19 protein-coding genes are annotated in these 24622 nt (G+C 64.5%); 9 read left to right on the top strand and 10 right to left on the bottom strand.

All coding sequences use genetic code 11. The annotated features are described in order from the left end of the window. Positions 1-5: 5 nt before the first annotated feature. From pyrF to glmS, 3 genes are read right to left on the bottom strand one after another with little or no spacing between them, the layout of a single operon-like run. Positions 6-695 (bottom strand): orotidine-5'-phosphate decarboxylase, encoded by a 690-nt coding sequence (gene pyrF, locus ACMZ6R_RS10515; RefSeq protein ID WP_416111126.1) that lies wholly within the window; start codon positions 693-695, stop codon positions 6-8. Positions 696-708: 13 nt separating this feature from the next. Then, positions 709-2583, bottom strand: coding sequence for an N-acetylmuramoyl-L-alanine amidase (locus tag ACMZ6R_RS10510; protein WP_416111162.1), 1875 nt, complete (start codon positions 2581-2583; stop codon positions 709-711). An 18-nt stretch (positions 2584-2601) separates the two neighbouring features. Beyond that, positions 2602-4425, bottom strand: coding sequence for a glutamine--fructose-6-phosphate transaminase (isomerizing) (gene glmS, locus ACMZ6R_RS10505; protein WP_416111124.1), 1824 nt, complete (start codon positions 4423-4425; stop codon positions 2602-2604). Positions 4426-5141: 716 nt separating this feature from the next. Between glmS and ACMZ6R_RS10500 the strand changes: the two genes are divergently transcribed. From ACMZ6R_RS10500 to ACMZ6R_RS10490, 3 genes are all read left to right on the top strand, one after another. After that, positions 5142-5678, top strand: a complete 537-nt coding sequence (locus ACMZ6R_RS10500) for a hypothetical protein (RefSeq protein ID WP_416111122.1) — start codon at positions 5142-5144, stop codon at positions 5676-5678. Positions 5679-5956: 278 nt separating this feature from the next. Continuing rightward, positions 5957-7450, top strand: coding sequence for an outer membrane homotrimeric porin (locus ACMZ6R_RS10495; RefSeq protein ID WP_416111120.1), 1494 nt, complete (start codon positions 5957-5959; stop codon positions 7448-7450). Positions 7451-7589: 139 nt separating this feature from the next. Beyond that, complete coding sequence (locus ACMZ6R_RS10490; RefSeq protein WP_416111118.1) at positions 7590-8240, top strand: M15 family metallopeptidase; 651 nt, start codon at positions 7590-7592, stop codon at positions 8238-8240. Here the strand turns inward: ACMZ6R_RS10490 and ACMZ6R_RS10485 are convergent. Together ACMZ6R_RS10485 and ACMZ6R_RS10480 are read right to left on the bottom strand one after the other, a co-directional pair. Further along, positions 8233-10827 carry a PAS domain S-box protein gene (locus ACMZ6R_RS10485; RefSeq protein ID WP_416111116.1) on the bottom strand — a complete coding sequence of 865 codons (2595 nt, stop codon included), beginning with the start codon at positions 10825-10827 and terminating at the stop codon, positions 8233-8235. The two genes, ACMZ6R_RS10490 and ACMZ6R_RS10485, sit on opposite strands and share 8 nt — an antisense overlap. Beyond that, positions 10787-11404 (bottom strand): hypothetical protein, encoded by a 618-nt coding sequence (locus tag ACMZ6R_RS10480; protein ID WP_416111114.1) that lies wholly within the window; start codon positions 11402-11404, stop codon positions 10787-10789. Before ACMZ6R_RS10480 ends, ACMZ6R_RS10485 begins: the two co-directional genes overlap by 41 nt. Before the next feature lie 156 nt (positions 11405-11560). Here ACMZ6R_RS10480 and ACMZ6R_RS10475 point away from each other — a divergent pair, with 156 nt between their 5' ends. Continuing rightward, a complete protein-coding gene (locus ACMZ6R_RS10475) occupies positions 11561-12817 on the top strand; it encodes a diguanylate cyclase (RefSeq protein ID WP_416111112.1) in 1257 nt (418 codons plus the stop codon). Positions 12818-13022: 205 nt separating this feature from the next. On the opposite strand, the gene glgB is transcribed toward ACMZ6R_RS10475, so the two are convergent. Together glgB and ACMZ6R_RS10465 are read right to left on the bottom strand one after the other, a co-directional pair. Further along, positions 13023-14948 (bottom strand): 1,4-alpha-glucan branching protein GlgB, encoded by a 1926-nt coding sequence (gene glgB, locus ACMZ6R_RS10470; RefSeq protein ID WP_416111110.1) that lies wholly within the window; start codon positions 14946-14948, stop codon positions 13023-13025. 89 nt (positions 14949-15037) lie between these two features. After that, positions 15038-15874 (bottom strand): MBL fold metallo-hydrolase, encoded by an 837-nt coding sequence (locus ACMZ6R_RS10465; RefSeq protein ID WP_416111108.1) that lies wholly within the window; start codon positions 15872-15874, stop codon positions 15038-15040. Between the two features lie 108 nt (positions 15875-15982). Here ACMZ6R_RS10465 and ACMZ6R_RS10460 point away from each other — a divergent pair, with 108 nt between their 5' ends. Continuing rightward, a complete protein-coding gene (locus tag ACMZ6R_RS10460; RefSeq protein WP_416111106.1) occupies positions 15983-16279 on the top strand; it encodes an SH3 domain-containing protein in 297 nt (98 codons plus the stop codon). A 39-nt stretch (positions 16280-16318) separates the two neighbouring features. On the opposite strand, the gene ACMZ6R_RS10455 is transcribed toward ACMZ6R_RS10460, so the two are convergent. The 3 genes from ACMZ6R_RS10455 to ACMZ6R_RS10445 all read right to left on the bottom strand — a co-directional run bounded on the left by ACMZ6R_RS10455 (position 16319) and on the right by ACMZ6R_RS10445 (position 18900). Then, the gene (locus ACMZ6R_RS10455; RefSeq protein ID WP_416111104.1) at positions 16319-16573 is read right to left on the bottom strand and encodes a hypothetical protein; all 255 of its coding nucleotides are present in this window, start codon (positions 16571-16573) and stop codon (positions 16319-16321) included. A gap of 237 nt (positions 16574-16810) precedes the next feature. Continuing rightward, positions 16811-17437, bottom strand: coding sequence for an XTP/dITP diphosphatase (locus tag ACMZ6R_RS10450; RefSeq protein ID WP_416111102.1), 627 nt, complete (start codon positions 17435-17437; stop codon positions 16811-16813). Continuing rightward, positions 17437-18900, bottom strand: coding sequence for a two-component system sensor histidine kinase NtrB (locus ACMZ6R_RS10445; protein ID WP_416111100.1), 1464 nt, complete (start codon positions 18898-18900; stop codon positions 17437-17439). Before ACMZ6R_RS10445 ends, ACMZ6R_RS10450 begins: the two co-directional genes overlap by 1 nt. A gap of 95 nt (positions 18901-18995) precedes the next feature. Here ACMZ6R_RS10445 and rimO point away from each other — a divergent pair, with 95 nt between their 5' ends. From rimO to ACMZ6R_RS10425, 4 genes are all read left to right on the top strand, one after another. Next, positions 18996-20294, top strand: coding sequence for a 30S ribosomal protein S12 methylthiotransferase RimO (gene rimO, locus ACMZ6R_RS10440; protein ID WP_416111098.1), 1299 nt, complete (start codon positions 18996-18998; stop codon positions 20292-20294). Between the two features lie 477 nt (positions 20295-20771). Beyond that, positions 20772-22502, top strand: coding sequence for a 30S ribosomal protein S1 (locus ACMZ6R_RS10435; protein ID WP_416111096.1), 1731 nt, complete (start codon positions 20772-20774; stop codon positions 22500-22502). Next, positions 22489-23424: a signal peptide peptidase SppA gene (sppA, locus tag ACMZ6R_RS10430; protein ID WP_416111094.1), complete on the top strand. Its 936-nt coding sequence runs from the start codon at positions 22489-22491 to the stop codon at positions 23422-23424. The genes ACMZ6R_RS10435 and sppA overlap by 14 nt, the downstream gene beginning before the upstream one ends. A gap of 157 nt (positions 23425-23581) precedes the next feature. Further along, the gene (locus ACMZ6R_RS10425; protein ID WP_416111092.1) at positions 23582-24454 is read left to right on the top strand and encodes a fumarylacetoacetate hydrolase family protein; all 873 of its coding nucleotides are present in this window, start codon (positions 23582-23584) and stop codon (positions 24452-24454) included. The last annotated feature ends 168 nt before the right edge of the window (positions 24455-24622 follow it).

The raw sequence follows: 24622 nt of genomic DNA, 5'->3' as shown, positions 1-24622 counted from the left end.
CCGCGCTAACCGATCTCCCGCAGGATGTCCCGGGCGGCGGCGAGGGGGTCGGGGGCCTTGGTGATGGGGCGGCCGACGATGATGTGCGTGGCTCCGGCGGCGATGGCCGCGGCCGGGGTGGCGGTGCGGGTCTGGTCGTCCGGGGCGCTGTCCAGGGAGCGGATGCCGGGGGTGGCGATGACGGGCAGGCTGCCAAGGTGGCGGCGCAGGGCCCCCGCCTCCAGGGGCGAGCACACGACGCCGTCGGCCCCGGCGGCAAGCGACGCCTCGGCCCGCAACCGGGCCAGGTCGACTAAGGACCCGGCGTAGCCGGTCTGCTGCAACTCGTCCACGCCAAGGCTCGTCAGCACGGTGACGGCCAGGACCTTGGTCGCACCCTTGGTTTTGGCCGCCGCCGCCACCACCTGGGGATAGCCATGCACCGTGGTCAGGGCGATGTCGTGGCCGGCGAGCTGGCGCGTGGCCATGGCCACGGTCTGCGGGATATCGTGGAACTTGAGGTCGAGCATGACCTTGAAGCCCCGCTTGGCCAGCGCGTCGCACACGGAAAAACCGGCATCGAGGAAAAGCTGCAAGCCTACCTTGAAAAATCCCACCGCCGGGGCGAGGCGGTCGGCCATCTCCAAGGCCTCCTGCGCCGTGGGCAGGTCCAGGGCCACGATGAGGCGGTCGTCGAAACGGTGCGGCTGGGGCATGGAAAACCTCTGGTCAGATTTTGGCGTAGCGTTCGATGCGTTTCTTGTAGGCGACGATGCCGTCGGCCAGCCCGTCGGCCAGCTTGCGCAGATAGGCGTCGGAACCCAGGCGCTTGGCCTCGGTGGGATTGGTGATGTAGCCGAGTTCCACCAGCACGGCCGGCATATTGGCCCCAATGAGCACGAAAAAGGGCGCTTCGTGGGGCCCCCGGTCGCGGATGCGGTACTTGCCGCGCAGTTCGCTTATGGCGCGCTTTTGCACGAACCCGGCCAGATCCTTGGACTCGGACGTCTTGGAGGACAGCATCAGGTCGCTTAAAATCGCCTGGAGATCGCTGATCTTTTTCTGGGAAGCGGCGTTTTCCCGGGCGGCCACGCGCACCGCGTCGCGCGAATTGGCCAGGTTCAGGGAATAGGTCTCGAGCCCCGAGGAATCGGGGTCGCCGTGGGCGTTGCAGTGGATGGAGACAAAGAGGTCCGCGCCCTGGCTGTTGGCCATCTCCGTGCGCTTTTCCAGGGGGATGAACACGTCCGTGGTGCGGGTATAGAGGACCTTGAAGCCCCGCTTGCGCAGTATCGCGCCAAGCTCCTTGGCGAATCGCAGGTTCACGTCCTTTTCGGTCACGCCGTAAAGCCCCTGGGCACCGGGGTCCTTGCCGCCGTGGCCGGGGTCGATCATGACGGTGCGCACGGAAAGCCCGAGCTGCTCGACCAAACTGCCGAGGTTCTTCTTCCCGGCCGCCGATGGGGTCAGCTGCCTGCGCTCCGTTTTTTCCGGAACGGCCCTGGCCGCCTGGGCCTTTTTGTCCGAGGCCGCGTCGTCGTCCGCCGCTTTGGCGGCTTTGCCCTCGCCTTTGCCGGAGGCCTCGGCCCGGAATTGACCTTTCCCCCCGCCGCCGGGCTCCCCATCCAGATCGAGGATCACGCGAAACGGCCCGTCCTCGGAATGGATCTCGTATTGGCGCACCCCGTCCAGCTCAAGGACCACGCGCACGGTTTCCGGCGTGAAATAGCCGGCCCGCATACGGGACACCACGCCTTTGGCGAAGCGCTTTTCCGAGGGGATGGCGGAGCCGGTGCGGGTATTGTCCAGGTCGATGTAAAGGAGCTTGACCTGCTCGCCGCCCCCGCGCTTCTGGTCAAGAAGCTGGTAGCGAAAGGTCGTTTCCCGGTCCAGGGTCAGGGTGAGCTGGCCGCCGCCGGAACCCGCCTTGACCAGCGCCCGCTTGAGCAGCGCCGGCCGGGCCGAGGTGGCGGCCGGCGGGCCGGAGGATTTCCGGGTGTCGCCGGCCGTGGCGCTTGCCGTCGCTTTGCCCGGGGACGTCTCCGGCGCTTTCACCTTGGCCGCGTCGGGCTTCTCCTTGGCGGCGTCGGCGGAAAGTGAGGCCAAAAGCTTTTGGGCCTGGGCGGCCATGTCGCCCTTGGGGTGGTCGCGCAGGATGCGGTTCAAGTCCGCCTTGGCCGCGTCGGGCTTTTTGAGGTGCTCGGCCAGGATATCCGCCCGGCGCAGCAGGGCGTCGTCGCTCCAGGCATGGCGGGGATAGGCCTTGGCCACCCGGGCGAAGAGGGAAGCGGCCGCCTCCCAGTCCGCGTCCAGGTAGGACCGGGCCGCCAGTTCGGCGTTGGTCCAGGCCTCGTAATAGAGAATCTTGGCCCCGAGCGGGTCCTTGCCCGCCGTCTTGGCCAGGGCGGCCAGCTTGGCGTCGAGCGCCTTCCACAGGTCGCGCCGGTCCTTGGAACCGGAATCGTCGCGCAGGGATTTGAATTCCTTGACCGCCGCCTGATAGCCTGCGGCCACGTCCGCAGCCCGGGCCGCTCCCGCCGCCAGAAACGCCACCAGAGCCACAACCGCCAGGGCCGCAGCCAGTCTGCCGAAAAGCGCCGTCATCCGTGCCACAGCGGCAGCCTACTCCACGGTGACGCTCTTGGCGAGGTTGCGCGGCTGGTCCACGTCCTTGCCCAGGTAGTCGGCCATCTCGTAGGCGAAAAGCTGGAGCGCCGGCAGCATGAGGAAGGTGGACAGCGGTCCCCAGGCCGCCGGGATCTCCCAGGGGTGGTCCACGTCGAGGTCGGCCCCGGGCTGGGTCAGGGCGATGATCTTGCCGCCGCGCGCCTGGACCTCCTGGAGGTTGGACTTGACCTTGGGATAGAGCCCGTCGCGGGGGGCCAGGGCGAACGTGGGAAACTTGGGGTCGATCAGCGCGATGGGACCGTGCTTCATCTCGCCGGCGGCGTAGCCTTCGGCATGGATGTAGGAAATCTCCTTGAGCTTGAGCGCCCCCTCGAGGGCCAGGGGATAGCACAGGCCGCGCCCGAGAAAGAGAAAGCTCCTCGCCTCGGAGTAAACCCGGCACAGTTCCTTGGCGCGCTCCCGAAGCGTCGGCAGGATGCCGTCCAAAAGCGCCGGCAGCCCTTCCAGGGCCGGCACGCAATGGGCGGACACCTCCGCCGGCAACACGCCTTTTTTCCGGCCAAAAACCATGGCCATGAGCGTTAAAAGCGTGAGCTGGGAGCACATGGCCTTGGTCGAGGCCACGGAAATCTCCGGCCCGGCCTGGGTGTGGACCACCACGTCGGCCTCGCGGGCCACGCTCGAGCCGACCACGTTGCAAAGGCCGATGACCCGCGCCCCGCGCGCCTTGGCCAGGTGCATGCCGGCCAGGGTGTCGGCCGTCTCGCCGGACTGGCTGATGGCCAGCACCGTGTCGCCCGGCCCGAGGACCGGTTCGCGGTAGCGCAGCTCGGAGGCGATCTCCACCCGGGTCGGGATGCCGGCCCACTGCTCCATGAGGTACATACCCCACAGCCCGGCGTGGTACGAGGTGCCGCAGGCCACGATAAAAAGGCGCTCGGGCGCGTCCATGGCCTCGAGCTCGGGCAAAACGACCCGCTCCGAGCCGCGCTGCACCCGGCCGGCCAGGCAGTCGGCGATGACGCGCGGCTGCTCGAAAATCTCTTTGAGCATGAAATGCTTGAATCCGCCCTTCTGGGCGGCGCTGACGTCCCAGGAGATGTGCTGCACCTTTTTTTCCACCGGAGTCAGCGTGGCCACGTCCAGGACCTGCCAGGAGCCGGCGTCGATGCGGGCCATCTCGCCGTCGTCGAGAAAGACCACCTCGCGGGTGTAGGGCAGAAAGGCCGGGATGTCCGAGGCCAGGAAGTTCTCGCCCACGCCCACGCCCATGACCAGCGGCGACTGCTTGCGGGCGGCGTAGAGCATGCCCGGGTTGTCGCGGCTGACCACCACGATGGCGTAGGAGCCCTCGACCCGGGAGAGCGCCTTGGAGATGGCCTGGGCCAGGGAGCCCTTTTCCTTATAATAGTGGCCGACGAGCTGGGCCAGGACCTCGGTGTCGGTCTCGGACACGCAGCGCACGCCGGCTTCGGCCAGTTCCTTTCGCAGGTCCTGGTAGTTCTCGATGATGCCGTTGTGGACCAGGGCGATGGAGCGGGAGGCATCGAGATGGGGATGGGCGTTTTTTTCGGTGGGCAGGCCGTGGGTGGCCCAGCGGGTGTGGCCCACGCCCGAGGTGGCCAGGTAGACGTTTTGGGCGGCGAGCTTGGCCTCGAGGTTGGACAGCTTGCCCTCGGCCTTGACCGTAATCAGGTCCCTGCCCTGCAAAAACGCCACGCCGGCGGAGTCATAGCCACGGTATTCCAACCGCTTGAGACCTTCGACGATGACCGGAACGGCCGGCCGGTGCCCGCAGTACCCAATAATGCCGCACATACTCTCTCCCCGCCGATGGAAGGCCCAGGGCGTCCGTTTGCGCTCCACGAAAGCCGCCAGCCGGCGTTTCGAGGAGCGGTATTGCACTCGCGCGTGTCGTCCGGGCGCGACGCCGGCCGTCACCGGCCTTTTGACGCCTCGCCGGCAACCCGGGTGTGCGCGAACGCCCAGGTTGCGTTGTGGCCACCTTTAGCCCGCCTTGCCCGGCCTTGCAACACGACCGCCCTGTTTCCCGCCGGGGGGTATTTCCGTCCCGGCACTTTTTTTTGCGGGTAAGTATTACCCTGTTCAAACAACCGGGAAACTATGACCCAACAGCCGCACCCCTTGTGGCAAAAATTCCTTACCCAAACAACATACTGTTTTTTAATGAAATACTCCCAAACCGCAACAATTCGCCGCTGAAATTCCTTGAGAAATCAAGGTACCCAAGTCCCACAATACGTCCCACAACCGTCACATCATTTTTCATCATACTGAAATAAAACAATATTTTTTTCGGTTCGGTATTTGCCATAGGCGAAGCATCCAAAACGGCCACCAGGGCGCGACGGCGCGCACCCGGTCCGGGCCGGCGCGTCGGCTTTCGCGTCAGGCCCGGGAACTGTCGGGGACAGCGTCGCCTCTTTGCGGCGGCGCGGCGGCTTACAACGTAAACGCTTGGTGTAACAGGAGGAGTACGAAGAGTTCAACCAGTAACGGTGGGGGGGAATTGAATGACGCTCGTCTTATTGGTCACGATCAGTATGTTGTGGTTCCCAATTGGGTTGTTTTATCTGGGTCAAGGCGATGCCAAAACGTGCGGGGCCATCGCCGGTTTTGTCGGCGTCATAACGGTCATTGGCGGAATCTTGCAAGCAACGCCTCTTTTCGGAAGTGATGCGTTCACCGCGACATTGCTCATCCCATTTGGCATCGTCTATTTGACAATTTCCTATGTCATACTGGCCGGCACACAGGACCTGCGTTCACTGGGCAACTTGAGCCTGATGATGTGCATCATCCTGGCCATAGGGGCCTATTTCTTTTTCACCGGCGGCGGCGTGAAAGCCGATGGCACGAGTTTTATCCCGAAAAGTTTGTACCTTGGTTTGATGATGCTCGCCTTTGTGGTTCTGACGCTGGTGGTGTGGGCGGTAACCTACGGAAAATTATCACCGAAGGTATTGGGCGTTGTGCTCCTGGTCCTGACGTTTTTTGGACTGATCATCCCTGCCTACGATTTGATCGGGTTTGGGAAGCTTCCGTTGTAATTGGAAACATACTTTTCAGACCGTTGGCAAGGCACCGAAAAGGATAGTCCTTACGGAGTATCCTTTTCGGTCAAAAGAGGAGAACATCCCAAAAGATGTGTAGCTCTTGCAAAAAAAATGAAGGTTTCGTATGAAGGAGATAAGGCGATTGCTTACAAGTTGAAGTCCTTGCAGGGGAAGCCACTCTGTTTTTTAAAGCGTCATCCTCTGCGGTCATTATTATGTTGCTTTATGCGTCGGTTGGGGAATGGGGAAACACTCGCCACGGAGGAGGGAACATGAAACGTCTTTTGTGCATCATCGCGGCCGCGCTTGTGCTCACGGCCGCCGTCCGCGCCCAGGCAGCCACCGAGGTGCGGATGACGGGCGACGCGCTCGTCTACGGCAACTTTTTCGCCAACCGGAACTTCACCGGCTGGAACACCGCCAAATGGACCAACGAGGCCGGCAACATCCGGCCCGCCGGATCCCAAACGGAGGACCGCTTCGAGATCTGGGAACGCTTCCGCCTGCGTTCCGACTTCATCGCCAACGAGGCCGTCAAGTTCCGCCTGGGCGTCCTCGTCGAGGATGTCTGGGGGCATGGCACTTTCACCGCCGCCAACCCGACCGTGGCCGTGGAAGTCTATCAGGCCTACCTGCAGTTCAAGTGGCCCGGCTGCGACGTCCAGATCAGCGCCGGTCTCCAGCCGGCCTCCATTCCGCAGTCGTCGTTCTTCGCCGGCAGCGTGGTCTTCGACGAAAACGTCTCGTCGCTGATCATCACCGCCCCGCTGATTCAGGATCACCTGTCCATGGTCCTGGCCTACGTGCGCACCATCGCCAGTGACCGCACCTACGCCCCGACCACCACCTCGATCTATTCCAACGAGGAAGGCTACATGCTGGCCCTGCCGTTCACCATGGACGGCTTCAAGGCCACGCCCTGGGCCCTTTTCGGCGTCGGCGGCAAGGGCGGTCACTACCTGACCGAAGCCGGCTGGGCCGAAGGCCTCATTTCCTCGGGCCTTTTCAGCATGGCGCCCGTGGGCTGGAAGAACAACTTCATCACCGCCCTGTGGGCCGGCACGACCCTCGAGGTGCTGGCGCTCGACCCCCTCAAGTTCTACGCCGACGTGATCTGGGGTCAGCACGGCATGAACGAGTACGCGAAAAACGTGCGTAACGGCTGGTTCATCGACGCCGCGGCCGAGTACACCGGCTGGGACGTGCTCACGCCCCAGGCTTTCGGCTTCTGGTCCACCGGCGAGGACAGTTCCACCCGCAACGGTTCCGAGCGCATGCCGAACTTCTTCCCCGGCTCCGGCCGCGGCGGCGAGCACGAGGGCGGCACCATCTCCTGGAACGCCGGCAACAGCTTCCTGTTCGACGGCGGCCAGGAACTGGTCAAGGGCTCCAACATGGGCATCTCGCCCGTGGGCAACTGGGGCTTTGGCGCGTCGCTCAACAACATCAGCTTCATCGAGAAGCTGACCCAGCGCTTCACCTTCGCCTACGTCCACGGCAACAACTCGGCCAAGGCCATCCGCTACGCCAACTTCGTGCTCGGCAGCAATCCGATCTTCCAGATGGGCCGCGACCTGACCGACAAGGAATGGGTCATCGGGCTCAACTTCGACACCAAGTACATGCTGTATGAAAACCTGGCCCTGATCCTCGAGACAGGCTGGGCCCATCCCAGCCAGTTCCAGAAGAACGTCTGGGGCAGCCGCCTGGCCAACAAGGCCGAAGACGCCTGGAAGGTTTCCTGCGGCTTCAAGTACACCTTCTAAACCGACCGCAACACCGTAACCGACGCCGGCCGGGCCCCTCCTGGGGGCCCGGCCTTTTTTGCGTCAACCGGCCATGCGGCCGTATCCTTGACATTCACGGCCCAAACGACATTGTGGCCAAAACACTCGGAGGCTTGCCATGACACGCCGCGTCGTCGCCCTGTTCGCCCTGTGCCTTGCCGTCTTCCTGGCCCCCGCCGCCCGGGCCGCCGGGCCCGCCACCCCCGAGGCCGCCGGACTGGTCGACATCACCACCGTCGCCCCGGACATCCGCCTCGACATGCGCTACGCCACGCCGGACAATTTCACCCATGTGGCCGTCTACCCGGCCGCCCGCTGTTTTTTACGCAAAGACGTGGCCAAACGGCTGGCCAGGGTCCAGGCGAATCTCGAAAAAGAGGGCCTTGGGCTCAAGGTCTTCGACTGCTACCGGCCCTTTTCCATCCAGCAGAAATTCTGGGCCCTGGTGCCAAACGAGGACTGGGTGGCGAGGCCCGTGGAGAAAAACGGCAAGCCCGTGTCCGGGTCCAAGCACAACCGGGGCGCGGCCGTGGACCTGACCCTGGTTGACGCCTCGGGCAAGGCGCTGCCCATGCCGTCCGGATTCGACGATTTCACGGAAAAGGCCCGGCGCAACTACACCGGCGGCGACCCGGCCGCCCGGGCCAACGCCAAGCGGCTGGAAGCGGCCATGGCCAAGGAAGGCTTCGAGCCCCTGCCCTCGGAATGGTGGCATTTCGACGGCCCGGGCTGGAAGGGCTACGAACTGCTCGACGTGCCCATCAATTGACGTCCTCGGCCCCGGGCCGGGGAATCAGGGGAAAAAACACCTCGAAAAGGCTTCCCCGGCCCACGGCGCTCGTGACCAGCACCGCCCCGCCGCAGCCCTTGACGATGCCGTGCACCGCGGCCAGGCCCATGCCCGTGCCCTGGCCGGGTTTCTTCGTGGTGAAAAAAGGCTCGAAGATGCGGTCGCTGATGTCCGCCGCCATGCCGTGCCCGGTGTCGGAAACCCAGAGTTTGGCGTACGGCCCGGGCGGCAGTTCGGTCAGCGGCGTGCCGGCGGCCAGGCACGGCCCGAGGGGACGCGGCGGCTCGGGCATGGCGATAAGCCCCACCTCCAGCACCCCGCCCTCGGGCATGGCCTGGGCGGCATTGAGGCACAGGTTCATGAGCACCTGATGGATCTGGGCCGGATCGGCCTCGATGGTGAGCGCCAGCTCGGAGACCCGCTGGCGGATCTCCACCCGCTTCTCGATCATGCCCCGGGCCAGCTTGAGCGTCTCCTTGACCAGCGGGGTGAGGGGCAGCGGCCCCACAGTCAGCTCGCCCTGGCGGCTGAAGGTGAGCAGCTGGCGCACCAGGTCCCTGGCCCGCTCCGAGGCCCGCACCACGTCGGCCAGGGGCTTTCGAAGCGGGTCCTTCCAGGGGATGTCGGCCAGAATCATCTCGGTATTGAGCAAAATGGGCGTCAGGATGTTGTTAAAATCGTGGGCCACGCCTCCGGCCAATACGCCGATGGCCTCGAGCTTTTCCACCTGGCGCAGCCGTTTTTCCAGGCCCATCTCGTAGGTCATGTCGCGCACGAGCAGGATGTAGTTGGCGATCTGGCCGGCGGCGTCGCGCACCGGGGAAATGAGCGTCTCGGCCACGCCCTCCTCCCCGTCCGGACGGGGCAGGCGCACCCGGCCCGACCAGCGAAGGCCAAGTCCCAGCATCTTGCGCACCGATTCCCCGAGAAAGGTGCCGAGATGGCGTTCCAGGTCCAGCCAGCCCGACCCGCTCTGGCCGCCGCCGACAATCTGGGCAAAGGCCGGGTTGGCGTACTCCAGGTGGAAATCCCGGCTGACGATGACCAGCCCCTCGGCGCTCTGGTCCACGGCCGAGACCAGGAGCATGCGCTCCTCCTCGGCCCGCTTGCGGTCGGTGATGTCGCGGGCCGCGCCCTCGACGCGCTGCAGGCGGCCCGATTCGTCGAGCACCGCCCGGGCGTTGATGGACACCCAGACCGCCCGGCCGTCGCGGCGCACCACCTGCATCTCGTGGTCGAACACCCGTCCGTGCTGGGCCAGCAGGCGCAAAAATTCCAGCCGGTCCTGCTGCCGGGCCTGGATGCGGGAAAAAAGATCCCCCTGCTCGAGCAAAATCTCCTCGGGCGAGGCGTAGCCGAGGATGCGGGCCAGGGCGGGATTGCAGGCGGCCATGGCCCCGTCCGGATCGAACTGGAAAATGCCCTCGGCCGAATGCTCGAAAATGTCGCGGTACTTGGCCTCGCTGCGGACAAGCTCCCGCTCCATGCGCCAATAGGCCGTCACGTCGCGGCCCATGGCCTGGTATTCGCCCACACGCCCGGCTTCGTCGAAAATGGCCCGCACCGTCCAGTGCAGGCAGCGCTGGCGGCCGTCGGGCAGGGTGAGCATATGGCGGAGGTCCACCACCGGAGCGCGCGGCGTCAGGGCCAGGATGCGCTCCCGAAGCGCCTGCCCCTCCCCCTCGGCCACGCTCTCCAGGAACAGGCCGCCGAGAAGCTCTTCCACGGGGCGGCCTATGGACCTGGCCACGGCGCGGTTGACGAAGATCCGGCGCAACCGGGCATCGAGGCGCACCACCAGCTCGGTCTGGTCCTCGACGATGGCCTGGTAGCGACGCCGGCTGGCGTCGAGCTCCCGCTCCGCCTTGCGGTGCGAGGTGATCTCCGTGAGCGTGCAGCACACGGCGTTCACCGCGCCCCCCTCTCCGGCCAGCGGAATGAGCGTGGTCTGAAAATTCCGTTCGCGCCCGTCGACGGTCTGGCGCACCTCCTCCTCCCGCACCGCGCCCCAATCGAACACCTCCAGGGCCGCCGCCCGGAAACGGGCGAAGGCCCGCGCGTCGACGCAGTCCGCCACGGGCCGGGAAAGAAGCTCCCGACGCTCCCGCCCATGCAGCCGCTCGAACGCCCGGTTGACGAACAGAAAACGGAAGTCGCGGTCCACCACGAACACGGCCGCGAAGGCGCTTTCGACCACCTCGACCAGCCGCCCCGGATCAAAAGAGCCCAGGGTCTCGGAAAAAACGCACACCACGCCCGCCGGCGCGGCGTCGTCCCCGGCCAGACGGACGCAAACCGCCCGCGCCGCCTGGACAGGAGCGACGCCCCCGTCGCACGGGCAGCCGGGACACGGCGCATCCCGACCGAAAAGCTCCTGGTGGCAGGCCGTCCCGGCCGCTCCCAGGCGCTGGCGGCCCATGGCGTTGCCCCGCACAAAGGCGCGCGAGGCGTCAAGCACCGCCACCCCCTCGGGCAGCCGCTCCAGCAGGGCGCGGACAGGCTCGCCCGTCAGCGCGCGCGGCCCCTCACTTGCCAGGGATAGTGCGAGTCGGATCGGAGACGCCATCGGGCGAATACCACTTGCGGGACGGGGCCTTGGGCAGGGTGACGCCCTTGGCGATCTTGTCCTTTTCGTAGGCGCGGGCCAGTTCGTCGAGATCGACGGCGTCCGGCTCGACCAGGACCATGGCCGCCGGGGAACCGTATGTGATGGAATAATAGGCAAGCTTGAGGGAGCCCGTCGCCGGATCGAACTTGAGCTTGACCTTGAGGTCGCCCTTGCGCCAGCGCAGGATCTCCGTGCCGCCTTCCGTCACGATGGAAGGCTTGCCGAACTCGGCGGTGAGCTGTTTGGCCAGCACAGCATGGTTGATGAGGCCATCGAGGCGCACATACGCCGCGAACATCCTCCCCCCGACAAACCCATAGAACACCACCGGGGCCTTGCCGGCCAGCCTATAGGATTCATTGAGGTTGACGGCGTAGGCAATGTCGCCCACCGTTTTGAGTGTCATAAACGACGGCAACGTATCGAGCCGGCTGCCGAAAGCCGTCCCGGCAAACCCATCCACCCGTTTGGCCAGCGTCACCTGTGCCGAAGCCAACACCACGACCAGCGCCGCCAAAAGAACTCCCCAGCGCATATCCCCTCCTTGCTCTCCGGTTTTTCGGCACCCTATCGTCGCTTATGCGGCGAACGCAAGACACGTCGGTAAAATAGCCTGCCCCACAACTGGCTTTTCAGGCCGATCTCGATTATCATGTATTTATGTAGTCCCGTGCCGGTCGGTTGTTCCCGCATGGAAAAAGTACTTATCGTCGAAGACAGCAAGGTCTTTGCCCGCATTCTCATTCGCAAGATCGAGGATGAACTGTTCTTCAATGTCTGCTGGGCCTCGAATTTCGAAGAAGCCCGCTACATTCTGGAAGAAAATCCAGACAATGACACGTTCTTCGTCGCCCTGCTCGACCTGCACCTCCCGGATTGCCCCGACGGCGGCATCGTCGATTACGTCATCTCCCGGGGCGTCCCCTCCATCGTCTTCACCGGCGACGTGGAATCCGAAATCCGCGACCGCGTCTGGGCCAAGAAGGTCGTGGACTACGTGTCCAAGGAATCCCCGGACAGCCTCGATTACCTGTGCTCGCTCGTGCGGCGCATTTCGCTTAACAAGTTCGTCCATATCCTCGTCGCCGACGACTCCCAGACCGTGCGCCACCACCTCGTGCGCCTGCTCACCGCCCACGAGTTCATCGTCCACGAGGCCGACGACGGCCCCTTGGCCCTGTCCGTGCTGGAACGCCATCCCGAAATCAAGGTCGTCATCAGCGACTACTTCATGCCCGGTATGGACGGCGTGGAACTCACCCGCCAGATCCGACGCCGCAAACGCAAGGACGAAGTGGCCGTCATCGGCATCTCCGCCTACGGCAACACCATCCTCTCCGCCCGGTTCATCAAAAACGGCGCCAACGATTTCCTCAACAAACCCTTCTCCAGCGAGGAATTCTACTGCCGGGTCACCCAGAACCTGGAAATGCTCGAATACATCCAGAAACTGCGCGAAACCTCCATCCGCGACCCACTGACCAGCCTCTACAACCGCCGGCACTTCTTCGAAACATCCAAGGACCGCTACAACCGGCTGGCCCGGGGCGAAGAACCCATGACCCTGGCCATGCTCGACATCGACCACTTCAAAAAGGTCAATGACAGCTATGGCCACGCCGTGGGCGACGAGGTGCTCAAACACGTGGCCCACGGCCTGTCCACCCGCTTCCGCGGCCACGACATCGTGGCGCGCCTCGGCGGTGAGGAATTCTGCGTGCTGGCCATGGGGCTGGAAGGACCGCAAGCCCAGAGCGCCTTCAACGACCTGCGCAACAGCATCGAACGCTCCAAAGCCAAAGCCGGCAAACTCTCCGTCGGCGTCACCATCAGCATCGGCCTGTGCGACAAGCCCAAAGGCTCCATCGAAAACATGCTCGCCGCCGCCGACGCCGCCCTCTACAAAGCCAAACGCACCGGCCGCAACCGCGTCGTCTGGGCGGACTAACAAGCGGCCAGGGAAGAGGCGGGGGCTCTGCCCCCGCACCCCCGCCGGAGGGCTTATGCCCTCCGGACCTCCCTTTACCGGCAAGCCAACGCCTCCCTGTCCAGCCAAAGCACACCGGACGGGGGGACCGGGGGGCCCGTGGCCTCCCGGCAGGGTCCAGGGGCAGCGCCCCTGCCTCCTTGCCTCATGCTTGCATCATCATCCCTCACCGAGCCGGGCGCAAAAAGACGACGCCCAGGGGCGGCAGGGTGAGGTTGAGGGAATAGGGGTGGTCGAAACTTTCGATGGCCTCGGCCATGACCGCGCCGGCGTTGCCGATGCCCGAGCCGCCGTAGAGCTTGGAGTCGCTGTTGAGCAGTTCGGTCCACAGGCCGGGGACGGGCACGCCGATGCGGTAGCTTTCGCGCGGCACGGGGGTGAAGTTGAGCGCCACGAGCAGCACGTCGGCGGGGTCCTTGCCGCGCCGCAGGAAGGCCAGGACACTGGCCTCGGCATCGCGGTAGTCGATCCATTCAAAGCCTTCGGGCTTGAAATCGCGCTGGTGCAGGGCGGTTTCTTCCTTGTAGACCCGGTTTAAGTCCGCGACCCATTGCATGACGCCCTGGTGCGGCGGGGAATCAAGCAATTCCCATTGCGGTTCGGCGTCGTGGTTCCATTCCTGCCATTGGGCGAACTCACCGCCCATAAAAAGCAGCTTCTTGCCGGGATGGCCGAACATGTAGCCGTAGAGCAGGCGCAGGTTGGCGAAGCGTTTCCAGTCGTCGCCGGGCATTTTACCGAGCAGACTGCCCTTGCCGTAGACCACTTCGTCGTGGGACAGGGCCAGGATGAAATTTTCCGAAAAGGCGTACCAGATGCTGAAGGTCAGTTCGCCGTGGTGGTATTTGCGAAAGATCGGGTCACGGGAGAAGTAGTTCAGGGTATCGTGCATCCAGCCCATGTTCCATTTCATGCCGAACCCGAGGCCGCCGAGGTAGGGAGGCCGCGACACCATGGGCCAGGAGGTGGATTCCTCGGCCATGGTTTCGCAGCCGGGGAAGCGGCTGTAGACCATTTCATTCAGGCGTCGCAGGAAGGCGATATTATCCAGGTTCTCCCGGCCGCCGTGGATGTTGGGAATCCATTCGCCCTCGCGGCGGGAGTAGTCGAGGTAGAGCATGGAGGCCACGGCGTCCACGCGCAGGGCATCGACGTGGTAGTTCTTGAGCCAGAAAAGCGCGCTGGAGATGAGGAACTCGCGGACCTCGTAGCGGCCGGTATTGAAGATGTAGCAGTTCCAGTCCGGGTGGTAGCCCTTTTTGGGGTCGGCATGCTCGTAGAGGTGGGTGCCGTCGAAAAAGGACAGGCCATGGCCGTCGGTGGGAAAATGGGAGGGCACCCAGTCGAGGACGACGCCGATGCCGTTCTGGTGGAGCCGGTCGATGAGCGCCATGAAGTCCTGGGGCGAGCCGAAGCGGCTGGTGGGGGCGAAGTAGCCAAGCGTCTGGTAGCCCCAGGAGCCGAAGAAGGGGTGCTCCATGATGGGCAGGAATTCCACGTGGGAAAAGCCGCAGCGCAGCACGTGCTCGGTGAGATGGTCGGCCATCTCCAGGTAGGACAGCGACCGGTAGCGGTCCTCGTGAACGCGCTTAAACGAGCCGAGGTGCACCTCGTAGATGGAAATCGGCGCGGAAAATCCGTTTTTTTCGTGGCGCGAGGCCATCCAGGCCGCGTCGTTCCACTGGTAGTCGAGGTCCCAGACGATGGAGGCGGTGCTTGGCGAGGTTTCCCAGTAGAAGGCGTAGGGATCGCCCTTGTCGGCGCGGTAATCACCGACGCTCGACTCGATATGAAATTTGTAGTGCGTGCCCTGGCCAAGGCCGGGGATGAAGCACTCGTGGATGCCCGAGGCGTCCGGGCGGGCGGCCATGAGGTGCTTTCCGGGCTCCCAGCCGTTGAAGTCCCCGACCACGGACACGGTCTTGGCGTTGGGGGCCCAGACCGCGAAGTGGACGCCCGGCTCGTCCTCCACGGTCATGGCCTGCGAACCGAGCTTGTCCGGCAGGTCGAAATGGTTTCCCTGCTTGAAAAGATAAATATCCTGGTCTGTTAATCGGGAAACATCATATCTGGGCGGCTTGGCGTCCCACATGCTGGCGCATCTCCTTTGCGGCCTTGCCGCGAATGGGGGAAACCCCGGCCATTGTTCCGCCAAAAGGGCTTCCCGGGAATGCGAGAAGGTTACTCGAAAATAAGCGATAAGCCCACGCCGACCTCGCTTACGGGCAGGACCCTGCTCAAGGCCAGGGTGGCGGCGAATCCGGTGCAGTGGCAGGGATAGAGCGCGGCAACACCGGCCTCGGCCAGCCAGGCGGCCACGGCATCGATGCGGTCGGGTGCGGCGTCGTGCAGGTGCAAGCCCCCGATGATGGCGGACACACGCCGTTCGCCGGTCACTTCCCGGGCGTGGGCGACAATGTTGCAGATGCCGGCATGGGCGCAGCCGGTGATGATGACGAGGCCTTTTTCCCCAAGATAGGCCAGGGCGGAATCGTCCGGGAGCAGGTCCGGGACCGCGCCCTTGGGCGTTACGCGCACGCCAAGGGGCGTCGGCGCTTCGAAGGGGATGCGGCGGGGAATCTCGCCCAGGAAAAAAAGCCAATCCGTCAGGCGCAGGGGCTCGCGGGTCAGGCGCATGGTGAAATGGTCGCCCAGGGCGGCCTCGGACACCATGGAGCCGATAAACATGCCGCTGACGCGTTTGGGCAAAAAGGCCTCGGGATGGGCTACGAGCAAGGGGCGTGAGCCGATGCGGCCCTCGCAGGCGCGCGCGTTGAAAAGGGAAAGCAGATGGGCCAGGCCCCAGGTATGGTCCAGGTGGCCATGGGACAGGGCGACCACGTCGAGCTCGCCCAGATCGATGCCGAGCCGGGCGGCGTTTTTGCACAGCACGTCGGAATAGCCGCAATCGAACAGCACCTGCCGGCCGCCGTCATGCAACAGCAGGGAAACCCCGGGTTCACCGAGCAGGTAACGGTCGATCAGTGTATTGTTGTCCACAACGACGGTCAGCTTCATGTTCTTTGAAAAGCCATCATATTGGAAAAAAGTCAAGGAATTCCTGGACAAAGAGCCCTGCGTCAGGCATAAAACACAAAATGCCGCGAAGTATCATGAGGGGGAGCCATGAAAGCGAAAATTGCAAACACCTTGGGGCTGCTGTTGTTGCTGACGGTCCTTGGCGTGGGATGCAGCGTCTCCATCGACCTGACGCCGCCGCCGCCGGCCGGGTACGTGCGTGTGGTCGGCGCGGACTCGGTCAATGTACGGATTTGCCCGTCGCCGGGCTGCGATGTGCGGACCGTGGTCTACCGTGGCCAGGCCGTGCGGGTCTATGAATATCAAAGCGGCTGGGCACGCATCGTCGTGTCGGATTCCGGCGTTCCCGGCTGGATGGACGCCCGCTACCTGCGCATGCCGTAGTTTTTCGCCCGCCGTCGCGGGAGATCGGAACGCGGCCCGTCAGGACTGCTTCGATGCCGGCTTTTCGGCATGGATGCGGGCCAGGGCCGCGTCCCACTCGTCGGCGGGGCAAAGGTCCTTTTCCAGGATTTCGAAGAATTCCCCGGGGGCCAGTCGCAGGCCGGGATGATCCGGATGCTTGCGCCGCAGCCATGTCGGGGCCTCACGGGCCTCGTCGACGTTGTCGGCGGTAAAGACGACCAGGGGAATCCGGTCTTCCCCGGTGCACTTGCACAGCAGATACGACTTGGTCATGGCGTCCTCCCGTTCGTGCGAGATTCCCGTCACCCTACCAGCCTTTCCCACTCTTCATCTTTACAATGTGGCGCTTCGACGCTGGCGCGCCTTGTCGCCGCGATCCGCCTCCCGACAACTCCGCCCCCGCCCGCCATCCCAACCCGGCAAGGGGGGTCCGGGGGGCATCAAGCCCCCCGGCGGAGAGGTGCAGGAGAGGCGGAGCCTCTCCTGCCGTCATCCTTCTTCCGCTATCCTTTACCCATCGCCCCAAAACCCCGGCCAGGCCGCGACCAGCCTGGCCAGGGCCTTGCCGCGATGGCTGCGGGCGTTTTTTTCTTCGGGCGCGAGCTCGGCCGCGGCTTTGCCGGCCGTGGGGTCGAAAAAGAGCGGGTCGTAGCCAAAGCCGCCGCTGCCGGCCGGAGCGGCGAGGACGCGCCCTTCCCAGGTCCCTTCGGTCGTCAGCTCCCGGCCGTCGGGGCAGGCGGCCACGACCACGGAAACGAAACGGCAGGTCCGGTCGCGTTCGGGCACATGGGCCAGGGCGGCCAGGAGCTTGGCGTTGTTGGCGGCATCGTTTGCGTGTTCGCCGGAAAAACGGGCCGAGTACACGCCCGGCGCGCCGGAAAGCGCGTCCACGCACAGCCCGGAATCGTCGGCCAGGCTGACGAGGCCGGTGGCTTTGCACACGGCGTGGGCCTTGATGCGGGCGTTGTCCAGAAACGTCTTTCCGGTCTCGGGGATGTCGCCGATGTCCGGAAAGGCATCGAGCCCGACGACGCGCACGCCAAGCGGGGCGAGCAGCGCGTTTAATTCCTTGATTTTTCCCTTGTTGCGGGTGGCCAGCACCACTTGGGTCGGCGCGGCCGGGGCGAGCCTGTCCATCAAACCTCCTCGGGGGACAGTTCCAGGTATGGGGGCAGGGAAAGGGCCACGGTGGTGCCTTTCCCCGGGACGCTTTCCAGTTCCACACTGCCGCCCAGGTCTTCCAGTATCTTTTTTGTCATGGCGAGCCCCAGGCCGGCGCGTTTGTCCCGGGTGGTGAAAAAGGGGTTGAACACCCGGGGCAGGATGTCCGGGGCGATGCCGGGGCCGTCGTCGGAGACGGACAACCGGGCGCGGCCCTCGCGCAGCCCGGTGGCCACCGTGATATGCCCGCCGTCCGGCATGGCCTCCATGGCGTTCTTGAGGCAATTGACCAAGCACTGGGTCATGGTTTCGGGATCGCCCCGGGCCACCGGGGCGTCCGGGGACAGGTCGAGGGTGACGGCGATGCCCTGGCTTTCCAGGGCGTGGCGCATGATCGCCGTGGTGCGCCGGGCCACGTCGGCCAGATCGACCTCGCCGGGCCTGGACACGGTGGGGCGGGCGAAATTGATGATGTCCTTTAAGATCTCGTCCAGGCGGCGGGATTCGGACAGGATGATGGAGGCCTTTTCCCGGCTGGCCTCGCCCAGATCCTTGGCCCGCAGCAGGGCGTTGGCAAAGCCGGCAATGGCGAAAAGCGGGTTTCGGATCCCGTGGGAAATGAACATGGACAGTTCGCCGATGGCGGCCAGGCGCTCGGATTTTTGCAGCCGGCGCTCCAGAAAGACATCGTGGGTAATGTCGCGGCGCAGCACGGCCACATGGTCCGGCCGACCAGCGGGCCCGGGCACCGGGTAGAACGCGGTGCGGAAATAACGCAGCCGGCCCCGGCGGTCGACCCGCGAGCCGTCACGGCTGGCCTTGCGCCCGGCGGCCAGGGCGGCATGGACGGAAGGCGCGTCCCCCTCTCCGGGAGCGTCCAGGTCCGGAAAATCCGGAAAGGCCTCCTTCGCCGGCAGGCCGACGAGTTCCTCCCGGGGCCGCTCCAAGCGTCTGGACAGACTCGCGTTGGCGTCGAGGAGCGTCCCGTCCGGAGCGAGCAGCGCGATCTCGTCGTCCATATTGTCGAAGAGGTTGGCCAGCAGACGTCTGGCCCGGGCCATGTCCGGCCGGCAGGCCTGGACGGCGGCGGCGCGCGAGGCCACGGTAAAAAGCAGACGGGCATCGTCGGGAGACAGGATGCGCCAGCCGCCCGGCAGCGCACACGGCAGGGTCGCGCCGTCGGTGACAAGCACGACCAGCCCCGGTGACGCGCTTTGGAGCAGGACCGTGACGTCGTCGCTCCAGCCGATGCCGAGTTCCCGGGCCTGTCCGGCCGGAGTCGCATCGCCGTCGGCCGGGGCGGCGGCAAGCTCCATGCCGTCGAAGGCGCTGCCCGGACCGCGCACGCCCGCCTGCCGGACCAGTTCGAAACAATCGAGAAGTTGTCGGCCGTCGCCAAAAAGACAAAGGCGTGGCGGCAGTTCGGGGTCGATGCGCATGGCCCCTCCAGGCCGGCCGCTGCCGGCGGTTTTGCCATTTGGCACCGCCCATGATAGCCCGGCCAGACATTGCCCGCAAGGACGGAAGCCACATCATGGCCCATACATACAAGGTTCACGCCGTAAGCCTTGGCTGTCCCAAGAACCGCGTGGACACCGAGACGGCCTTGGGCGCCCTGCCCTTTCGCACGGCCATGGTCGACGACCCGGCCGCCGCCGACCTGATCGTGGTCAACACCTGCGCCTTCATCGCCCCGGCGGTGGAGGAATCCGTGGCCGTCATCCTGGAGCTGGCCGAGACCATCCGCGCGCTTTCCCCGCGACCCAAGCTCGCGGTCATGGGCTGCCTGCCGGCCCGGTTCGACGCCACGCTGCGACGCGATCTCCCCGAGGTGGACATCTGGGGACTGCCAAGCGAACTCGACCTGATCCCAGGCCGCCTGGCCGCCGTGCTCGGGGCCGAGAGCGCCGCGCCAGCCGGACGCGTGGCCAGCACCCCGCCGTCCTACGCCTATCTCAAGATCGCCGAGGGCTGCGACCACGCCTGCCGCTACTGCACCATCCCCGCCATCCGGGGCAAACTGGTCAGCCGGCCGCTTGACGGGCTCGTTGCCGAGGCCAAGGGGCTGATTGACCAGGGAGCCAAAGAGCTGGTTCTGGTGGCCCAGGACGTGACGGCCTACGGCCGCGATCTGGGCATGCAGGAAGGCCTCAAGGCGCTTTTGGGAAAGCTCCTGCCGCTGCCCGGGCTTTCCTGGCTGCGCCTGCTCTACCTTTATCCGTCCGGCGTGACCGATTCCCTGCTTTCGTTCCTGGCCGGCGCGGGGCGGCCGTTCGTGCCCTATTTCGACATTCCCTTCCAGCACGTCCACCCGGAGATGCTGGCCGCCATGGCCCGACCCAAGGCGGCGGACGCGGACACGATCGTCGACCGCGTGCGCAAGCACTTTCCGGACGCCGCCCTGCGTTCCACCTTCATCGTGGGATTGCCCGGGGAAAAAAAGGCCCATTTCGAGGCCCTGCTCGCGTTCGTAGCGCGCACCCGGCTCATGCACGTGGGCGTCTTCCCCTACCACCGCGAGGACGGCACCCCGGCGGCGGCCATGCCGGGGCAGGTGCGCCGGGACGTCAAGGAACGCCGCGTGGCCGCGCTCATGGCCGCCCAAAAGGAAATCAGCGCCGAACTCCTGGAGCAATACGCCGGCAGCGAGCAGGACGTGCTCGTGGACGCGGTCCACGGCGAATGGCCCGGGCTGCACATCGGCCGCTGCTGGTTCCAGGCCCCGGAGATCGACGGGGTGACGTACGTAAGCGGCCCCGGCGTCACGCCCGGAGCCATGGTCAGCGCCACCATCGAGGAAACCAAGGACTACGACCTGGTGGCGCTGAGCTAGAAGAAAAGAAGAAGAATTAGGAAAGAGGAATGATGCGAGAGGGGAAACCCTTTTGCAAAGGGTTCTCCCCTCTCGCGCTCTCCCCTTCCTAAACTTTTTATTTTTGGCCTGTTATACTTCAACCACCACGGCGGCTGCTCCGGCGGCCTGTTCTACGTCGTCTTTTCCGGCAGCGTGGCGGGCTGGCCCCTCGACCGGGTGGAAGTGGAAACGCGGGCAACGGCGCTTTTCGACGCCTGGGGCGGTATGGACCTGCTGCGCCCGGTCCTGCCCGACTATTTCTGATCGACTCGCTCGGGTTTTCCGCCGCAACCCGCAGGCGAAGCGTCCTTTATCGCTCTTCCAGGCACAGGGACCCGACTTGCGGACGCCTTTTTTTGCCAGGAAACGCCGGGATATTGGAGTTGTGCCCCAGCGGTCTTTCTGCTACGACCAAAAATCCTTTTCACAGGGATAGATCGTGTTGGAGGTCAACTCATGGACAAAACCCCGGAAATGAATGCCAACCCTAACTCGGACATGGAAGTCAACTTCGAGGACGCTCTCGAAAATTACCTCAATGAGGATTTCGGCGACCTGGAGGAAGGCTCCATCACTCAGGGCGTCGTGGTGCGTCTCGGCAAGGAACACGTCCTCGTCGACGTGAATTTCAAGTCCGAAGGCCAGATTCCCGTCAGTGAATTCCAAGACGCCGCTGGCGAACTCGAAGTGGCCGTCGGCGACCAAATCGACGTCTACGTCGTCTCCAAGAACGAATCCGAAGGCACCATCTACTTGTCCCGCGAACGGGCCAAGCGGATGCAGCTTTTTGATAAGCTCGAGGAAATCCAGGAAAAAGATGACGTCATCAGCGGTCGGATCGTGCGCCGCATCAAGGGCGGCTACACCGTCGACCTTGGTGGCGTCGAAGCGTTCCTGCCCGGCTCCCACGTCGACCTGCGGCCCGTGCCCGACATGGACGCCCTGGTCGGCCAGGAGTTTGAATTCCGCGTTCTGAAGATCAACCGCCGCCGCAGCAACGTCATCGTTTCGCGGCGTGTGCTGCTCGAAGAACGTCGCGATTCCATGCGCAAGGATCTGCTCAAGACCCTCGAGGAAGGCCAGGTCGTCACCGGCCGCGTGAAAAACATCACCGAGTACGGCGTGTTCGTCGACCTCGGTGGCCTCGACGGGCTCATGCACATCACCGATATGTCCTGGAAGCGCATCAAGCACCCCAAGGAGCTTGTGCACCTCGGCGACGAACTGCAATTGAAGGTCCTGTCCTTCGACCAGGAGAAGCAGAAAGTTTCTCTCGGCATGAAGCAGCTCGTGTCCGACCCCTGGGAAAATATCGCCGGCAAATACCCCGAGGGGACCCGGCTTACCGGCAAGGTCACCAACCTGGTCGACTACGGTGCGTTCGTCGAACTCGAGGCCGGTGTCGAGGGTCTGGTCCACATCTCCGAGATGTCCTGGACCCGCAAACTGCGCCACCCGAGCCAGATGGTCCACGTCGGCGACGAAGTCGAAGTGGTGGTCCTTTCCGTCGATCCCGAGAAAAAGCGCATCTCGCTCGGCATGAAGCAGGTGCGGCCCAACCCCTGGGATATCGTGGCCGAGAAGTACCCCGAGGGCACCATCCTTGAGGGTTCGGTGAAAAACATCACCGAATTCGGTATCTTCATCGGTATCGAAGACGGCATCGACGGCCTGATCCACGTCTCCGACATCTCCTGGACCAAGAAAGTCCGTCACCCCGGCGAGATGTTCAAGTCCGGCGATATCGTCATGGCCAAGGTCCTGACCGTGGACAAGGAAAACGAGAAGTTCACCCTCGGCATCAAGCAGCTTTCCGAAGATCCCTGGACCCGCGTGCCCGACACCTACCCGGTCGGCGCCATGGTCAAGGGCACGGTGACCAATATCACCGACTTCGGCCTGTTCGTCGAGGTCGAGGAAGGCATCGAAGGCCTGGTCCACGTCTCGGAGATCAGCCGCAAGAAGGTCAAGACCCCGGCCGAGTTGTACAAGGAAGGGGACGAGATCGAAGCCAAGGTCATCCACGTCAGCGCCGACGAACGCCGCCTGGGCCTGTCCATCAAGTCCATCAAGGACGAAGAGGACAAGCGCAAGGCCAAGGAATTCCGCACCGCCGGCCCGTCCGACACCGGCAGCAACCTCGGTGAACTGCTGCGCCAGAAGTTGGAAGAGGATGCCCAGCACTAGCCAATCCTTTGCCGCACGCCACCCGGGCCTCTTCGGGCTGGCCATTGCCGTGGCGGCCGTGATCCTCGTTTTGGGGATCGCGGCCGCTTGCGGCGTCTTTGGCCATGACGCGGAGGGCGACAGCCTTTTCGGCGCGGCCGAGCCACGCATCGGCGTGGTGCGCATCGAAGGGCCCATCATCGACGCCGAGAAGGTGGTGGCCTTTATCCGCAAGCTGCGCGACGACAAATCGGTCAAAGGCGTGGTGTTGCGCGTCAATTCCCCCGGCGGAGCCTTCGGCCCGTCCCAGGAAATGTATATGGCGGTCAAAAAGCTGGGCGCGGTCAAGCCCGTCGTGGCCTCCTTCTCCGCCGTCGCCGCCTCGGGCGGCTACTACGCCGCCTGCCCGGCCGGGCGTATCTTCGCCAATCCGGGCACCATCACCGGCAGCATCGGGGTCATGACGCAGTTCGCCAACGTGCGCGATTTGCTGCAAAAGCTCGGCATCGACTTTGAATCCCTGACCACGGGGAAGCTTAAGGACGCCGGCAGCCCCTTCAAACCCCTTACCGACGACCAGCGCGCCTATCTCAAGGGCTTGATCGACGACCTCAACAAACAATTTTCCGGCGATGTGGCCAGGCAGCGCAAGCTGGCCAAGGACGCCATCGCGGCCATTGCCGACGGCCGGGCCATGACCGGCGCGCGCGCCCTGGAACTTGGCCTTGTCGACGAGCTCGGCGGCCAGGAAGAAGCCGTGGACTACCTGAAAAAGGAAATCGGCCTGACCGGCGACGTTCCCCTGCTCAAGGGACCCAAGAAAATAAAAAGCTTGCTGGAAAAACTCACCTCTTCGCTGTCCCTGCCAGATCTTCGGGGCATGGCCCTTTTGACCGTGCTTTCGGAGCTTACAAGCGCCCAGTTCCTGCCCCAGGGCCGCTGAGAGGCCCCGTTTTGGCCCTGGGCCGGCTCTTGCCTCCGTTTCCCGCCCTTTCTCCTTAGACAAGCATGACGTTCCTGTAAGGCCCTTTCCCGGTCTTGTCCTTGACGCCGCGCCGCCGCCCCCTCTACAGTCCCACAGTCGCCGTAAAGGAGGGGCCATGCGTCTTGTCACCTTTTCCCATGCCGACGGTCCGCGCCTCGGGGTACGGCTGGGCGATATCCTTGTCGATCTGGCCATTGCCGCCCCGGAACTGCCCCGGGACATGAAGTCCCTGCTGGCCCTGGGCGATGCCGGGCTTGCCGCCGCCGGCGCCGCCGCGGATGCCGCGCCGTCCCATGCGCAACTCCGATTTTCCGCCGTTCGCCTGCTGCCGCCGGTGCCGCATCCGGACAAGATCCTGTGCGTCGGACTTAATTACGTGGATCACGCCATCGAGATCGACCCCAAAAGTCTGCCCGAAAACCCAGTCTTTTTCGGACGCATGGCCACGACCCTCATCGGCCACGACGCGCCGCTGATACGGCCCAGGGTGTCCCCAAAACTCGATTTCGAAGCCGAAGTGGCCGCGATCATCGGCATTGGCGGGCGGCATATCCCGGCCGCAGCCGCGCTGGCCCACGTGGCCGGATACGCCCTTTTCAACGAGGGCTCCGTCCGCGACTACCAGTTTCGCTCCAGCCAGTGGTTTTTGGGCAAGAATTTCGACAATACGGGCGCATTCGGCCCCGAACTGTGCACCACCGACGAACTGCCCCCCGGGGCGAAGGGCCTGCGCCTGTCGGCATCGGTCAACGGCGAGAGCATGCAGGAGGCGTCCACGGCGGACATGCTTTTCGATGTGGCCACGCTGGTGGCCGCGATTTCCGAGGCCATGACCCTGGCCCCAGGCGACGTCATCGTCACCGGCACGCCGTCCGGCGTCGGCTTCGCCCGCACCCCGCCCGTTTTCCTCAAACCCGGCGACGTCTGCGAAATCGAACTCGAAGGCTACGGCGTGCTGCGAAACCCCGTCGCTGATGAGGCAGCCTGAAGACTTTGGGAAGGAGCAGACCTGGGGGGAACCTTTTCTGGAGAAAGGTTATCCCCCCGGGCCCCCTTTCCAAATACCATGTTGGCCTCGACCCTCAAACTGGCTGATAGTGCCAGTGAACGTGCTCCAAGGGCACAAACGAGGCGAGGAGACCAACATGGCAAGACA

Origin of the sequence: Solidesulfovibrio sp. C21 (assembly GCF_047785625.1) — a bacterium.
Classification (GTDB): domain Bacteria; phylum Desulfobacterota; class Desulfovibrionia; order Desulfovibrionales; family Desulfovibrionaceae; genus Solidesulfovibrio.
Note: the sequence above shows the minus strand (reverse complement) of the source record. Positions and strands in the feature narration are given on the sequence as shown.

What these genes read in the sequence shown, in the direction of transcription:
- pyrF (WP_416111126.1), bottom strand. Translation starts at nt 695, where the DNA reads ATGCCCCAGCCGCACCGTTTCGACGACCGCCTCATCGTGGCCCTGGAC.
- ACMZ6R_RS10510 (WP_416111162.1), bottom strand. Translation starts at nt 2,583, where the DNA reads ATGACGGCGCTTTTCGGCAGACTGGCTGCGGCCCTGGCGGTTGTGGCT.
- glmS (WP_416111124.1), bottom strand. Translation starts at nt 4,425, where the DNA reads ATGTGCGGCATTATTGGGTACTGCGGGCACCGGCCGGCCGTTCCGGTC.
- ACMZ6R_RS10500 (WP_416111122.1), top strand. Translation starts at nt 5,142, where the DNA reads ATGACGCTCGTCTTATTGGTCACGATCAGTATGTTGTGGTTCCCAATT.
- ACMZ6R_RS10495 (WP_416111120.1), top strand. Translation starts at nt 5,957, where the DNA reads ATGAAACGTCTTTTGTGCATCATCGCGGCCGCGCTTGTGCTCACGGCC.
- ACMZ6R_RS10490 (WP_416111118.1), top strand. Translation starts at nt 7,590, where the DNA reads ATGACACGCCGCGTCGTCGCCCTGTTCGCCCTGTGCCTTGCCGTCTTC.
- ACMZ6R_RS10485 (WP_416111116.1), bottom strand. Translation starts at nt 10,827, where the DNA reads ATGGCGTCTCCGATCCGACTCGCACTATCCCTGGCAAGTGAGGGGCCG.
- ACMZ6R_RS10480 (WP_416111114.1), bottom strand. Translation starts at nt 11,404, where the DNA reads ATGCGCTGGGGAGTTCTTTTGGCGGCGCTGGTCGTGGTGTTGGCTTCG.
- ACMZ6R_RS10475 (WP_416111112.1), top strand. Translation starts at nt 11,561, where the DNA reads ATGGAAAAAGTACTTATCGTCGAAGACAGCAAGGTCTTTGCCCGCATT.
- glgB (WP_416111110.1), bottom strand. Translation starts at nt 14,948, where the DNA reads ATGTGGGACGCCAAGCCGCCCAGATATGATGTTTCCCGATTAACAGAC.
- ACMZ6R_RS10465 (WP_416111108.1), bottom strand. Translation starts at nt 15,874, where the DNA reads ATGAAGCTGACCGTCGTTGTGGACAACAATACACTGATCGACCGTTAC.
- ACMZ6R_RS10460 (WP_416111106.1), top strand. Translation starts at nt 15,983, where the DNA reads ATGAAAGCGAAAATTGCAAACACCTTGGGGCTGCTGTTGTTGCTGACG.
- ACMZ6R_RS10455 (WP_416111104.1), bottom strand. Translation starts at nt 16,573, where the DNA reads ATGACCAAGTCGTATCTGCTGTGCAAGTGCACCGGGGAAGACCGGATT.
- ACMZ6R_RS10450 (WP_416111102.1), bottom strand. Translation starts at nt 17,437, where the DNA reads ATGGACAGGCTCGCCCCGGCCGCGCCGACCCAAGTGGTGCTGGCCACC.
- ACMZ6R_RS10445 (WP_416111100.1), bottom strand. Translation starts at nt 18,900, where the DNA reads ATGCGCATCGACCCCGAACTGCCGCCACGCCTTTGTCTTTTTGGCGAC.
- rimO (WP_416111098.1), top strand. Translation starts at nt 18,996, where the DNA reads ATGGCCCATACATACAAGGTTCACGCCGTAAGCCTTGGCTGTCCCAAG.
- ACMZ6R_RS10435 (WP_416111096.1), top strand. Translation starts at nt 20,772, where the DNA reads ATGGACAAAACCCCGGAAATGAATGCCAACCCTAACTCGGACATGGAA.
- sppA (WP_416111094.1), top strand. Translation starts at nt 22,489, where the DNA reads ATGCCCAGCACTAGCCAATCCTTTGCCGCACGCCACCCGGGCCTCTTC.
- ACMZ6R_RS10425 (WP_416111092.1), top strand. Translation starts at nt 23,582, where the DNA reads ATGCGTCTTGTCACCTTTTCCCATGCCGACGGTCCGCGCCTCGGGGTA.